General features: G+C 38.6%; 13 protein-coding genes and 1 tRNA gene. 3 read left to right on the forward strand and 11 right to left on the reverse strand.

Annotation, left to right across the window (positions count from 1 at the left end):
- Nucleotides 1–366 precede the first annotated feature (366 nt).
- On the reverse strand, nucleotides 367–756 hold the full coding sequence (locus J2S17_RS09230; protein WP_307474068.1) for a hypothetical protein: 390 nt from the start codon (nucleotides 754–756) through the stop codon (nucleotides 367–369).
- Between the two features lie 384 nt (nucleotides 757–1,140).
- Here J2S17_RS09230 and J2S17_RS09235 point away from each other — a divergent pair, with 384 nt between their 5' ends.
- The 3 genes from J2S17_RS09235 to J2S17_RS09245 all read left to right on the forward strand — a co-directional run bounded on the left by J2S17_RS09235 (nucleotide 1,141) and on the right by J2S17_RS09245 (nucleotide 1,676).
- The gene (locus J2S17_RS09235; protein WP_307474070.1) at nucleotides 1,141–1,251 is read left to right on the forward strand and encodes a YjcZ family sporulation protein; all 111 of its coding nucleotides are present in this window, start codon (nucleotides 1,141–1,143) and stop codon (nucleotides 1,249–1,251) included.
- A gap of 64 nt (nucleotides 1,252–1,315) precedes the next feature.
- Nucleotides 1,316–1,423 carry a YjcZ family sporulation protein gene (locus tag J2S17_RS09240; RefSeq protein ID WP_307474072.1) on the forward strand — a complete coding sequence of 36 codons (108 nt, stop codon included), beginning with the start codon at nucleotides 1,316–1,318 and terminating at the stop codon, nucleotides 1,421–1,423.
- Between the two features lie 79 nt (nucleotides 1,424–1,502).
- Complete coding sequence (locus J2S17_RS09245; protein ID WP_307474074.1) at nucleotides 1,503–1,676, forward strand: hypothetical protein; 174 nt, start codon at nucleotides 1,503–1,505, stop codon at nucleotides 1,674–1,676.
- 669 nt (nucleotides 1,677–2,345) lie between these two features.
- Here the strand turns inward: J2S17_RS09245 and J2S17_RS09250 are convergent.
- The 10 genes from J2S17_RS09250 to J2S17_RS09295 form a co-directional block, all read right to left on the reverse strand.
- Nucleotides 2,346–2,419 (reverse strand) — tRNA-Arg (locus J2S17_RS09250).
- A gap of 120 nt (nucleotides 2,420–2,539) precedes the next feature.
- A complete protein-coding gene (locus tag J2S17_RS09255; RefSeq protein ID WP_307474076.1) occupies nucleotides 2,540–3,061 on the reverse strand; it encodes a metallophosphoesterase family protein in 522 nt (173 codons plus the stop codon).
- Entirely contained in the window at nucleotides 3,058–3,669 is a 612-nt protein-coding gene (locus J2S17_RS09260; RefSeq protein WP_307474078.1) for an XTP/dITP diphosphatase, read from the reverse strand. The genes J2S17_RS09255 and J2S17_RS09260 overlap by 4 nt, the downstream gene beginning before the upstream one ends.
- Before the next feature lie 180 nt (nucleotides 3,670–3,849).
- Complete coding sequence (locus J2S17_RS09265) at nucleotides 3,850–4,914, reverse strand: GerMN domain-containing protein (protein WP_307474080.1); 1,065 nt, start codon at nucleotides 4,912–4,914, stop codon at nucleotides 3,850–3,852.
- A 119-nt stretch (nucleotides 4,915–5,033) separates the two neighbouring features.
- Entirely contained in the window at nucleotides 5,034–7,169 is a 2,136-nt protein-coding gene (gene recQ, locus J2S17_RS09270) for a DNA helicase RecQ (protein WP_307474082.1), read from the reverse strand.
- A gap of 114 nt (nucleotides 7,170–7,283) precedes the next feature.
- Nucleotides 7,284–8,084 carry a glutamate racemase gene (gene racE, locus J2S17_RS09275; RefSeq protein WP_307474084.1) on the reverse strand — a complete coding sequence of 267 codons (801 nt, stop codon included), beginning with the start codon at nucleotides 8,082–8,084 and terminating at the stop codon, nucleotides 7,284–7,286.
- 10 nt (nucleotides 8,085–8,094) lie between these two features.
- A complete protein-coding gene (locus J2S17_RS09280) occupies nucleotides 8,095–8,553 on the reverse strand; it encodes a MarR family winged helix-turn-helix transcriptional regulator (RefSeq protein ID WP_307474086.1) in 459 nt (152 codons plus the stop codon).
- A 178-nt stretch (nucleotides 8,554–8,731) separates the two neighbouring features.
- On the reverse strand, nucleotides 8,732–8,956 hold the full coding sequence (locus J2S17_RS09285) for a helix-turn-helix domain-containing protein (protein ID WP_066191568.1): 225 nt from the start codon (nucleotides 8,954–8,956) through the stop codon (nucleotides 8,732–8,734).
- Nucleotides 8,957–9,104: 148 nt separating this feature from the next.
- Nucleotides 9,105–9,569: an acyl-CoA thioesterase gene (locus J2S17_RS09290; protein ID WP_307474087.1), complete on the reverse strand. Its 465-nt coding sequence runs from the start codon at nucleotides 9,567–9,569 to the stop codon at nucleotides 9,105–9,107.
- A 219-nt stretch (nucleotides 9,570–9,788) separates the two neighbouring features.
- Nucleotides 9,789–13,625: a 5'-nucleotidase C-terminal domain-containing protein gene (locus J2S17_RS09295; RefSeq protein WP_307474089.1), complete on the reverse strand. Its 3,837-nt coding sequence runs from the start codon at nucleotides 13,623–13,625 to the stop codon at nucleotides 9,789–9,791.
- Between the last annotated feature and the right edge of the window lie 11 nt (nucleotides 13,626–13,636).

The following is a 13,636-nucleotide window of genomic DNA, read 5'->3' on the forward strand; positions in this document are numbered from 1 at the left end:
GAATTGGTCGCTCTCCTCATTTTTTTAAACGAATGAGATGGGTCCTCTTTGGTATTGTTTTTTTATCAGTTACAGAAGTTTATTTTCATGGTAGTTGAATAACAACAGTATCCGTGATGGAAACCATAATGATGGAAAGGAGTACCTCCATAACCCATACCGCCACCAAAGAATTGTCTTTCCATTATATATCCCCTCCTCAAATTGTTTCAAAAATAGTGTATGTGTCCCTTTTCAAAGAGGAATAGATATTTGCCTATTTGTAAGTGTATTCTTGTTTGTTATTTTATTGGCGGTATACGGTATAGTCATACTCCTCATTTTACTATTGTTCACACGACAATTATCTTCTCAACACTAGGCATTTTAGTTGGATTTGAATTTCTTACTAAATCGATGAAAAAAAGGGGTTATTTCTTTAATTAATGGTTTTAATGGTTCAGTTGTTGTAACAAGCATATCGAAAGTTTCCATAAGCAATTCAAAATCCACATTGTTAAGAATATTTTCTATATGATTTTGATTGGTCTGAGGACTTGGTGTATGTTCTTTTCTCTTAACGCCAAAAAACCAATCATTGTTCCGATTATATCTGCTATCGTAAGACGATTGCTCTTTTTGTTCGGGCAATTCTTGTGAATCATTTTCGCCTTTTTTGTAAGTTTCTCTATGTTTACTGTTTCCAAAAAAGAATCGTGAAAAATGGTCAATTTCTCCATTTGGCTTTTGTTTTTGTTGATTATCATTCTCCGCCAATTAGTTCTTCCTCCTCTCTTTTCAACTCTTCTAGATAAATTATGATTGATTTTGTTCCGAGTGTGGACACTTGTACAAAAAATAAAAATATGGCTGTTTTGTCAATTCTCTATTTAAATTTACTTTTAATCATCACTTGTCCCATTCAGCTTTATTCTGAGTGCATATGTTATTATTAAGCCGCCAGACTTATATAATTACCTCAGAAAAGGCGTTTGCATATATTGCAGACGCTTTTTTTTATATTTAGAAATTATTTAAGGAAATCGCTGGTTTTTCCCTAACACGATGATGTTTGTCCAATCAATACTTGTCTTAAAAAATATATATACATTGTAGGAGTGCTTTTCCTATGAAATATTCGAATAAATAGGTGGTGAAAATATGGGATATGGATATGACGGAGGCTATGGCGGTGGTTATGGCGGCAGCACCTTTGTATTAGTCGTAGTATTGTTCATTCTGTTAATTATCGTACTGACCAGCTTCGTTTAATAAACGAAACCGTTTGATTTGAACGAGTTGAGTCCTTTATTATCAAGTACTGGAGGTGTTATACATGGGAGAATTTAGACACGAACATCGAGAAAGAAACCCTTTTGCTTTAATCGTTGTGTTGTTCATTCTACTCATCATTGTAGGAGCTTCTTTTATGAGCGGCTACTAAATTGTACGGAACAAGGGGCAGGTTTAGTTTAACTGCTCTTTTTCATTAAGACTTCGGAAATGAAAGGAGAGTGAAGTAAATGCCATTTTTTGAATTTGGTCGAAGAGACTTGTTTTTTCGGGACGATTTTAGAAGAAGACGTTTTTTCCCCTTTGAAATCGAATTTGAGAGAAGAAGACGTTTTGAATTTGAATTCGAACTTGAGAGAAGAAGACGTTTTGAATTTGAGAGAAGAAGAAGACGGGGATTCTAATTAACAAATGATTTAAGGGTAGGTAAAGCGGACTAATAGCTTTATCTATCCTTTTTGTACTTCAAATGACCTCATTTACTACTTAACGATTACTAATGCAATCTGTTGTTCAACTAAACTTCCCCGTTATTAAGTATATTCTTTCACAATCAATAGCTTATTCTTGGAAACAATAAAAGACTAGTTAGACTGGTTATAACCCTTGTGTTGATAAGGACTTGAATTACTCATAAACTGCAGATAAATGCAGGAAGATAAAGCCAAAATCTGGACGTGACTTAACTTCCTGTTTGAACTATCATCTTTTTCGAAAATGCTCTACATGAAGGACATAATCACTTATTGTACGGCTTCTATTACCGCTTACCTTCATTTGCCTTGTAATAACGTCTAGAGCCTGTGAAATCAAAATTGAGTCACTAAGATCCTCAGAGTATCCAACTGTTGGTTTTGGTTTTGAAGCGGTTGAACTAGAAACAGACAAATTCTCTAATAACTTCTTACATCAACATCGACTTCAAACAAACCTTTTCTTTTGGTCATACAAAAAACCTCCTATATCGTTAGTAAGTCGATATACGGTGTAATTTCTTACATGACCGTTATACTGACCGTTTCACTAAACGATATAAGAGATTGATGTAGCGGGCTTTATAGCCGATTAATTGACGTCCCAGGAGAGATTCGAACTCCCGACCGACGGCTTAGAAGGCCGTTGCTCTATCCTGCTGAGCTACTGGGACAGTTTAGTATATTTTCAAAGACAAGATTTATTATACTAACAGAATGATGCAAAGTCAATAAACAAACATGAATATTTTCTGTTTGAAGGGGGAATCATCCCCCCTTACATTATACTGCAGCTATGCCCGTTTTAGAAGTGAAAAGGTACTTCGAAGATCCTCTAATTCTCTTCCATCTTTTTGATGTACATATACGGTTGCTGTATCTTTCTCAAGATGCAGGATCATATAAGTTTTTTCTTTCCTCCCCCTCGGCAATCTTAGGCTGCCTGGGTTAAGAAATAAGGTGTTATCGATTCGTTCGGCACCAAGGAGATGGGAATGGCCAAAACAAACGATGTTGGCTTGGAGCTCCCTCGCTCTGTAGGAGAGCTTCATCAGTGTCGATTTTACGGTATATAAGTGTCCGTGGGTTACAAGTAATTTATAATCCCCAGCGTTTTTTACAACATCATTTGGAAAACTCTCTTCCGCATCACAGTTTCCGCGCACTGTCGTGAAGCCGCTAATACTCTTATCGGCAGCTGAAAGCTCTGAATCGCCGCAATGAATCCATTTATCGACTTCTTCCTTATGCCGAGCCTTCAGCTCATCAAGCTCCTCCGTCAAGCCGTGGCTGTCACTGACGATCAAAAGCTTCATGGACGTTCTTCTCCAGAAAAAAGAGTAGCCAAATCCTCTTCTAACTTTCTTAATGCATTGGCGCGATGACTGATTTGGCTCTTTTCCTCAGGCTCTAATTCTGCCATTGCCTTCCCTTTTGCTGTGCAAAAGAAAATCGGGTCGTAGCCAAAACCATAGCTGCCTTGTTTTTCGCGCAAGATCTCGCCTTCACATATCCCGTGAACGGTATAGGTTTGCTCGCCGGGAATCGCTACTGCCAGCGCACAATGAAATCTAGCCTGGCGCTTGGCATCCGGTACGTCTTGCATTTCATTTAACACTTTATCCATATTCGCTTCATCATTTTTTTCAGCACCTGAATATCTTGCTGAATAGATGCCTGGACGGCCTTCCAGGGCATCAATGGCAAGTCCGGAATCATCGGCAATAACGATTCTGTCTAATAGCTGCGAGACTGCCTCTGCTTTTAAAATGGCATTCCCTTCAAATGTTGTTCCAGTTTCCTCTACATCTGCAATCTCAGGAAAATCCAGAAGCGTTTTAACCTTATGGCCGAGCGGTTTAAACATGCGCTCGAATTCTTTTGCTTTTCCTGCGTTTTTCGTTGCAATAATAATTTCTGCCATGATCGTACCATCCTTTATGTATAATTGATTATTTATTTTCTAGCCTTGTTTCCTTTGGTTCTAATTTAACTAAGAGAATTATGTATTGGCATCATCTTTTCACCTATACAACAAAGAAGAGGCGGCATCAGCCAACCTCAAGTTTATATTACTATATAGTATATCAAAAATCGATTGCGATTAGTAAATGCCCGTATTCACGTTTTCCGGTCTTGTAACAGCCTCGATTTTTTCGCCATCTTCGTTTACAAGATCGGCTTCTCCATTGACCGTAACTGCTACGCCTTCAATTCCTTCCTGTTCAGTTAATGAAAGCGCTAATGCCTTTATTAAATTCTCAGAAACTATTTTTTCTTCGAAGCTGCTATAAACCGATTCATTGAAATCAAGTGTAACTACTCCATCTTTCATTTCTGGTTTGCCAATCAGCGCTGCATCTTTTTGAAGTAAAGAGGATAGCTTCGATCCCATGCCTGGTCCTTTTGCCAACTCTTTCACAACCGCTTCAACATTGTCCTGCAGCTTATTTGATACACGCTTTGTCACCGGTACATAGTAATAGCTGTCTTGTTCTCCGCCCAAGTAATATACTGTAACTGGCTTCGTATTCGTGATATCTGTCACCATAGATGTATCAATATTAATCCCGCTTGCCCTGCTTGAAGTTTCTCCAATTGGTGTTCCTTCCACAGGCATTTCCTTCATTTCATTCCCATTTAAGGTCATTTTCACTTTTTCCACAGAATCAAATTGCGTGAGCGTCCAAGTAACGGCTTGAAGAATCCTCATTTCATCTTCAGCCTTATACTCGCTAAATTCTTTAGAGAAATCTACATTGGCAACATTGTCTTTTATATTGACTGATACCTTTGTCCCAGCTGGAAGCACAGCACGGAAGTCGTTTGGCAACATATTAGTAACAGGACCATCTACTACTAAATACTCAAGCGCCTGCTTTGCCACAGAATTCGTTTTTGGAAGCTCCAAGGTTTGCGATACAACGTATCCGCTGCTATCAATTAAGTAAACATCTGTTTTAGCTGTCGTTTCTTCTGCTTCTTCTTTACCTTTATTCTCAAGCTCAGCTGATTCTTCCGTCACGACATCCTCTTCTTCATAAGAAACGGTTTGCGGAGGGTCGATTTTTTCTTTTTTATCCTCGCCCCCGAATAAACCGCACCCCGATAATAATGCTGATGATACGAGCACAGCTGACACAATCGTTGCTTTTTTATTTATAGACATGACTTTTCCCTCCTAAGACAGTTTGTACTACATGTATACGAGCCTTTTTAAAAATTAGACCGCCTTTGGAAAGAAAAATCAGAAGTGATTTTTGACAAATTTGGACAAACACATTCCTTCTAGCCTATTTCATTTTTGACTAGCACCGCTTTTATCATAAAATAATCAATTTCATCATCCAATTGTTCCTTTATCGGCTTAAGTTTATCTGTTCCGACTTTTTCTGCCGTTTCTAGTACACTCTGTTCCACACTTGGATTAAAAATCGTATCCCAATCAAGATGATTTCCTTCTTGGGCAGCTCTTAATATATGATTTTGTACTGTAATTGGAGAAAAATCACGCTGCTTTGCGATTTCTTTCACATCCATTCCTTCGATAAATGCTTTATATGAAAGGATGTAGCTGGGTGTATCTAATTTTGAAACTGGCTTCACTTCCCGCTCCTGCAGCTTCACAGGCTCCACTTCAATTTGATTCTCTTCTACGAAGATTTGAATCTTCTCAAGAAAAGCCTCGCCATATTTTTCGTATTTCATTTGTCCGACACCTTTTATTCGCAGCATGGACTCTTTGCTCACAGGAAAATAAGTGCTCATTTCCTTAAGAGCTGTATCGGCAAAAACGACGTAAGGCGGTACGTTTCCTTCATCAGCCAACTGCTTGCGCAACTGACGAAGTATGGAAAATAAATCATCATTGTTCTCTGTCTTAACCGCTTGCTCTTCCACAGCCATCTTCATAAAGAGCTTTTCTTCACCCTTTAACACAGGTATAGAGGCTGCTGATAGCTTTACAACTGGATACTTACCATCCGTTAACTGTAAATATCCTTCAGCAAGCAAGTAGTTAATCATTGAAACGATTTCTTTTTCCTTCCGTTGCTTCATTAAGCCATATGTGGATAATCCATCAAAGCTAAGCTCCCGGATTCTCTTATTATTCGAACCTTTTAAAACTTGAGCTGTCAATGTGACACCGAAACGTTCGCCCATTCGTTTAATGCACGAAAATACCATAAGCGCATCATTGGTAATATCAACGGATTCACGATCATCCACACAATTTGAACACTTACCGCATGCTACTTCTACAGTTGTTCCATCAAAGTACTCAACAATATAGGTTTGCAGGCACTTTTCTGTATGGCAATAATTCACCATTTGCTTTAACTTCGCGTACTCTTGGTCTCGCAGGGCTTGATTTAGATTCGTTTCTTCTATCAGAAATTTTTGCAGCTGTACATCCTGCGGCGAGTATAGTAAACTGCACTCGCTTTCCTCACCATCACGTCCGGCACGTCCGGCTTCCTGATAATAAGCCTCGATATTACGCGGCATATTGTAATGAATAACATATCTTACATTCGATTTGTCTATCCCCATGCCAAATGCATTCGTTGCAATCATGATCTGAGCTTCATCATAAACAAATTCATTTTGAGCTTGTTTTCGTGCCTTTTCAGATAGTCCTGCATGGTATTTGGAAACAGAATGCTTCCCTGCTTTTAAGAAATTATAAAGCTGGTCTGCTTCTTTTCGGCTTGAAGTATATATAATGCCAGATTCCTGCGAATATTTTCTAATATATTGCTGAATGAAGTCACGCTTGTTCATACCCTTTACCACCTTGAACGAAAGGTTGTCACGGGCAAAGCCAGTAATAAAAGTATCATCTCCATTAATATTTAATAATCGGCAAATATCCTCCTCTACATCCTTTGTCGCTGTAGCAGTCAACGCTGCTACCACTGGTTTTTGCCGCAGTGAATCAAGATTATTGACGATTGACCTATAGCTTGGCCTAAAATCATGACCCCATTGTGAAATACAATGCGCTTCGTCAAATACAATCATCGAGACTTGAATTGAATTCAATAAATGGAGGAAACTGCTTGATTCAAATCTTTCAGGAGCCGCATAAACAAGCTTATACTCGCCGCGTCGAATCGCTTTGATTGTTTCTTCATATTCCTTATCTTTTAATGAGCTATTAATGAAAGCTGCAGGGATTCCGGCTGTGGTTAGCGCATCTACTTGATCTTTCATAAGGGAGATAAGTGGAGAAATAACGATGGCTGTGCCTTCGTTTACTAATGCGGGGATTTGGAAACAAAGTGACTTACCTCCACCTGTAGGCAAAATTCCTAATGTGTTTTTTTGATTAAGTAAGTTGCCAATGATTTCTTTTTGCCCAGGGCGGAAGGATGTATATCCAAAATATTGCTGTAAATAGTTTTCAGCTTCTGCTAACAATGATTCTCACCTCTTTTATTTAATAAATAATATTACTATGCGACCGTTTAATTAGGTGTAAAAAGAAAAACACCGTGTCCATCTATGGTGTTTTTCTTTTGAACAGATAGCAAGTTATTTTCCAAGTTGTATTCTTTCGACATGATCAATTCTTCTCTCTAACCATTTAGAAGCAATTTTCGAAAAAATAGCTGTCGAACCTGTTGTATAAAATTGATACAGAGGCTTTTCTCCTCTTGTATTTGTGTAACCGCGATGATGAAGAATCGTACTTGCTTCCCTTGCTGTTTCATCACCAGAACTAATAACCTTCACTTTTTTACCCATCACATTTTTCACGAGCTTTTCCAGCAGAGGGTAATGGGTACAGCCTAAAATAAGCGTATCAAGTCCAAGATTGGTTAAAGGCGCAAGTGTTTCAAAGACGATTTTCTTAGCTAAAACGCTTTCGTACTCACCACTCTCTACTAATGGGACAAATTTAGGACACGCTAAACTATGCACGACGGTGCGGTTATTGATTTCCTTCAATGCCACTTCATATGCTTTACTTTTAATCGTGCCAACCGTACCAATAATACCAACGACATGATTGTCCGTAACTTTAATTGCGGTTCTTGCACCTGGATAGATCACACCAATCACTGGAATGGGAAGTTCACTTTGAATTTCCTCTAATGCCACAGCTGTAGCAGTATTGCATGCAATAATAAGCATTTTAATATTTTTTGAAAGTAAAAACTCAGTCATTTCCCAAGTAAAGGCTTTAACCTCTTCTCCTGTCCTTGGACCATATGGACATCGTGCCGTATCGCCTAGATAAATAATATTTTCATTTGGTAGCTGTCTGATTATCTCTTTAGCTACCGTCAAGCCTCCGACTCCAGAGTCAATAATTCCTATTGGTTGTTTCACATCTACCGCCTCATTCTATCCGCATATCTTGATGCAATCGTTTTAAATTCTCCCGAAGATGCAAAACCTCATCACTCGAAAAATGTTTCAAGACCTCATGTAAATAAAGCTGCCTTTTATCAATTACTTCTTCAATAATTCTTTCGCCTTCATCCAGAAGGTGAATGCGCACCACTCGTCGATCATTCGGATCTTTTACCCTTTTGACAAGATCGTTTTTTTCCATGCGGTCAACAAGATCTGTCGTGGTGCTGAAGGCGAGGAACATTTTAGTGGAGAGTTCTCCAATTGTCATATCCCCATCTTCCAGCAGCCATTGCAAGGCAACGAATTGCGGTGGTGTTATCGTATAATTGCTTAAGATTTCCCGGCCCTTTTGTTTGATGATTCCCGATATGTACCGTAAATCCTTCTCTATGTCTGCAACGACTTCATTTACATCTTTATTTTTGTGTTCTTCAAGATCCATCATCTACACTCCTATTAGTTCCCATCTTCTTTCTAAAAAAAATCTCTTTCAATTCATACCCTTGTCCATTAATTTTCACCTTTTTTCGCAGAAAATTCAAGCGTGAATTGTAAGCAAAGGACAAAAAAAGCCAAAAAAAATATGTTAACCGGCAACCCAGATGGATTGCCGGTCTAGATTAAAGTTCTAGCTCTCCCATACGAAGGAGCTCTACAACAGCTTGTGAACGCCCCTTTACACCAAGCTTTTGCATGGCATTAGATATGTGGTTCCGAACTGTCTTTTCGCTTATAAATAGTTCACCAGCGATTTCCCTAGTTGTTTTATCCTGTACTAGCAGCTCGAATACTTCTCTTTCTCGTTTAGTGAGTAACGGCTTGTGAGTATAATCATTCTCCTTCAAGTACTGTAACCCTCCTTGCCTTTTCGCCAGCCATGAATCGCGGGGTGGGTGTATATTAGTCATCATATCATATGTACGGAAAAGACTCGGAGTGACTGAAAATACCAATCTGGAGAATGTTTATTTTAAAATTGTACTCTTGTCCAAGTTAGACACTAACATTTATTTTTTTTTGAAATGATTGTTTCATCTCGTCCGTCCAAGGAAATCCTTTACCGGTTTCCTTGGAAATTTGCACGATCGTACCACGGCCCGTAAAGCAAATCCCTCCATTTTCGCGCTTGGCCATATAATGAATATCTACTGATGAATTACCGATGGAATTCGCTTTTACATATATATTCAATTTCTCATCAAAGAATACTTGTTTTGCAAAATCACATTGTAAATCTGCTACTACAATGATTGTTTCTTTTTCTGGACTTACCCAATCTTTCATCAACCCAATGCTTTTAAAATATTCAATCCGTGCTTCCTCAAAATAAATAAATGGAATCGTATTGTTTAAATGCCCGAACATATCAGTCTCAGAAAAGCGGACCTTCACAGGATAATAAAAATCAAACTCCTCTTCCCAAGCGAAAATATTCTCAATATAATCATTTTTCTTCATGTTGCCATCCCCCTATTTCATTATGAATGAGCGTTCAGTCTTTTTTTCTATTATATAACTTTTGCAATCATTTAAAAAGTGAAAATAATTTAAATTGTAAAGGGTGCCTGTCACCGCCAAATTTCGACAAATTAAAAGAGAGGATTTCTCCTCTCTTCATGTGACATATTTAAGAATCATACTGCATTTAATTTGTTTTTATTACTTGGATTATTTTTATTATGGTCTCAACCATTTTTTGATTTTGTCTATTATCTCTTTTATTTTATCTTTTACTTTGTCTATTATTTCTTCTTTACATTTATGGTAGTCCATATCTTTGCCTGGTTTACATGCGTTGCCACCTGGTTCTTCTGGAGCAGACTTCGACGCTTCCATGATTCTGCCTTCGACTTCAGGAGATACTGGACTGTTCTTCTCTAAATACGTTGCAAATACATCGTAATCCACTTCGAACAACTCTGTGATCCGGCCATCGTCTTTTGCTTGTTTAAACATATCATAGCCATCGCCGCCATCAGCAGTGAATGCATTTGTAGCTACTGTATATTTTCGTGCTTTGTCAATTGTCTCATACTTATCATTAATCTTCACTTCAACCGAATGGACACGTGAACCTGCAGGCTCAGCCATATCATATTTGAAGCGGAGACCTGCAACCTGCATAAACTGGCCTGCACCATTTTCGACTTGAGCAACACTATGCTCAAGTGCTGCAAGAATTTCTTCTCCCGTTAAATCTAGCGTGACAAGCATGTTGCCAAAAGGCATTACCGTTAATACATCTCCAAGAGTAATATCACCTTGTGCAATGGACGCACGAATTCCGCCGCCATTTTGCATAGCAATTTGCGTACTTACAGATTCATTTGCTTTTTCAAGCATGCCATCCGCAATCATATTGCCAAGATTGGTTTCCTTTGTTCTTACATCTGTTCTTTCACCATTAAGCGGGACATCTGAATAGCCGACTTTTTGTCTCTTTAATTCCTCTAAAGGCTCACTTAACTCTGTCAGTCTCTGTTTCGCCCATTGGTCTTCCCCATAAACAAATTCGCCATTTTCATTTTTAGCTAGAAGTGCTATAAGTTCTCCGTTCCAATCAGTTAGGACTCCCTCTTCATCAAAGGTCACATCTAGGGTTCCAAGGTAATTATTGTACTCATTTGCCTGTACGATCAAGACAGGTTCTTCGTCTTCATTGATAACTACAGGACTCTCTAATTTTGTATGGGAATGTCCACCAACAATCACATCGATTCCTCTTACCTCTTCAGCCAAACGCTGATCTGGATTAAATCCAAGATGGGACAAAGCAATGATTTTATTTACCCCTTCAGCTTCTAGAGCCTCTACAGTTTGAATAGATGTTTGAACTGCATCCTCAAATACAATATTCTCGCTAGGGTTAGCTAAAAAGGATGTATCCTCTGTCGTTAATCCAAAGATTCCTACCTTTTCACCATCAATTTCCTTAATAATCGCAGGATAGATTGTCCCAGCTTCCCCTGGTTTACCAATTTGATCATCCTTCAGATTATTTAGGATCGGCTCATTGGAAACATTCACATTTGCGCTGACAAACGGGAATGCTGCCTTTTCGATAAATGCTGCTAATACTTCGGAATCTTTATCAAATTCATGATTACCAAAAGTCATCGCATCATAGCCTAAACGATTCATAAACTCTAAATCTGCTTGTCCAAGATATTGATTAAAGAATAATGTTCCAGAGAATACATCACCAGCATCTAAAAGTAATGAATTTTCTTTTTCATTGCGCATTTGGTTAACTGCTGTGAAAAGTCTTGGCACGTTCTCCAAATGAGCATGTGTATCATTCGTATGCAGAACACTCAAGCTGAATGGACCATTTTCTTCCTCAGCAGCAGCTAATGAAAGTTCTACTAATAATGGATCATGATCGCTTGCCCGACCATGCTGCTCCATATATAAAGAGTTAATGTTTACGATATCTACCTCAGTTTGCCCGGCTAAATGATTCGATACTAAAATATGATCAAGCACTTGCGCATTGCCTTGATAATTATAAGTATATCTTTCATTTTCCGGTAAAGTCTCAACCATATTAGTTAATTCTTCACCCTTCAAAGCATCCAACGGCTTTGAAAACTCAAAATCATTTAAATCACCTAAAACAACAACATTCGCTTTCGGGTTTTCTGCATGAATATCTGACACAAAACCATTGACGACTTTAGAAATTTCAATTCGTTTTGCTTCGCTGCCTAAATAAGGCGGTTGGTTTTTTCCAAATAACGGCTGATCACCTGTTTTTGAATTAAAGTGATTGGCAATAACGACAACATCTTCTCCATTAAATTCGAATTGAGCTGCAAGTGACTTGCGAGTTGATTCAAAAATTGGATTTTCCGGATCAATTCTGCCCGGGTTCAATGTCAGGCTTCCATTTTCATATGAAACCTTATCAGTAGCGCCGCCTTTAGGTGCGTCTTTTAATGACACTCTTTCAGGGTTATATATATAACCCACACGTATATTTCCTCCAGGCTGCCCGCCATCTTGTTTATCTAACGGAGCGATATCAGTCCATTCATAGGTTGGACCTCCATTAGACGCAATTGCATCAATAAGCTTTTTATAGCTTCTTTCAGCTGTAGTCGTCCCATTATCTGTTGGGCCATTATCGTCCTGAACTTCAACAAGTCCGATAATATCTGGTGTATTCAATTCATTAATCATAGATAAAGCAATCTTATTTGTTTTATCCTGACTTGTGCCTTCAAAGTAATTTTCAATATTATAAGAGGCAACAGTAAGCTTGCTATCATCATTGCCTAATTCTGTTTTAATAGGAGTAATTTCGCGTTCATTTAAAGCTGGAAGAGTATCCATGTCTGTAAGAATTTTATAGTTGCTGTAACCATAAGTCATTACACCAGTAACTGTTCCTTGAAAGCTATCTCCTGTTTTCGCAACAAAGCTTGTATTATCCAAGAGCAAATGTAATCTTTCAGGGTTTTGATTATCCTCTGAAATCAATACTCCACCTTGCTCAGAATAGGTTTTACCTTCTACCTGGCCTGCTATAACAGGAACCTCACCATATTTTTGCGGGGCTACAACCTGAGGGTTTTCCACTGCTACCCTCATGCCTTCTACGCTTTCGTATAAATCAATTCCGTCTTCTTCCGGGTCAAAAATAGAGAACTGATCATTATCAATCACTTGACTCGGAATAGGCACATCTTTGCCAAGAATAATTGGCGCTGGCAGCTCGTTTCCTGATGAAAGGACACGAAGGTTGCCATTTTGTGCATTGATTTCAGTCATTGCCAAGTCTGTTTCCAGTTTCTCAGCGTAACCATCCAATACCCATTCCTTCACCGTTCCATCTATTTCAACTTTATCTCCAACACGAATATTATGGGTTGGCTTATAGATGAGAACTCCTTCAGATGTATTGGGATTATCATCAGGCTCTAGTTCCTGCATATAAAAATTCCGAGAATCTACCACTTTAGTAACGACGCCTTGTACAGCCTTCACATTTTGATCTGCGTAAGGCGACTGATGTCCTTCTCCTTGAATATCATGGATGCGCAACCCTTCAATTCCTTCAAAGGGGTCATCATTTCCATCCCCGGGTTCTCCCTCTGTAAATGTCATTGCAGATGGGTTTTTCAATCCTGGAACAGTAAAATAACTTTCTAATTTCCCAGTTATAGTGACTTTTTCACCAATAATATCCGGGTTTGTTTGCAATCCAAAATCCGCGCGAAAATCAGCTGGGAGTTGTACCGGCAAGATTTTTGCTGGATCCGTCTCATCTGCATGATCTGCTATCGCTATATTAAAATCATTGTTAAAGGGCGGGCTAAATTTATAAGATTTAGTTGAAACCGTGTGTGCTACTATGTACCCCTCAACCGTTGCTGTCCCTTGGTTATTTGCAATCGCATCCTCAACAGTTTTTACATCATTTGATGCATGTCCAATTAACGGACCAAAACTTGAAAAAACCAACATAAACACAGTCAAAAAAGCAATGATTCGATTTTTTGCGAGCTTCATTCTGCTCCTCC

Source organism: Cytobacillus purgationiresistens (assembly GCF_030813235.1).
GTDB classification, from domain to species: Bacteria; Bacillota; Bacilli; order Bacillales; family Cytobacillaceae; genus Cytobacillus; species Cytobacillus purgationiresistens.

Bases quoted from the DNA above. Each gene is read 5' to 3' on its own strand.
- J2S17_RS09235 (WP_307474070.1), top strand. From the start codon at position 1,141: ATGGGATATGGATATGACGGAGGCTATGGCGGTGGTTATGGCGGCAGC.
- J2S17_RS09240 (WP_307474072.1), top strand. From the start codon at position 1,316: ATGGGAGAATTTAGACACGAACATCGAGAAAGAAACCCTTTTGCTTTA.
- J2S17_RS09245 (WP_307474074.1), top strand. From the start codon at position 1,503: ATGCCATTTTTTGAATTTGGTCGAAGAGACTTGTTTTTTCGGGACGAT.
- J2S17_RS09255 (WP_307474076.1), bottom strand. From the start codon at position 3,061: ATGAAGCTTTTGATCGTCAGTGACAGCCACGGCTTGACGGAGGAGCTT.
- J2S17_RS09260 (WP_307474078.1), bottom strand. From the start codon at position 3,669: ATGGCAGAAATTATTATTGCAACGAAAAACGCAGGAAAAGCAAAAGAA.
- J2S17_RS09265 (WP_307474080.1), bottom strand. From the start codon at position 4,914: ATGTCTATAAATAAAAAAGCAACGATTGTGTCAGCTGTGCTCGTATCA.
- J2S17_RS09280 (WP_307474086.1), bottom strand. From the start codon at position 8,553: ATGGATCTTGAAGAACACAAAAATAAAGATGTAAATGAAGTCGTTGCA.
- J2S17_RS09290 (WP_307474087.1), bottom strand. From the start codon at position 9,569: ATGAAGAAAAATGATTATATTGAGAATATTTTCGCTTGGGAAGAGGAG.
- J2S17_RS09295 (WP_307474089.1), bottom strand. From the start codon at position 13,625: ATGAAGCTCGCAAAAAATCGAATCATTGCTTTTTTGACTGTGTTTATG.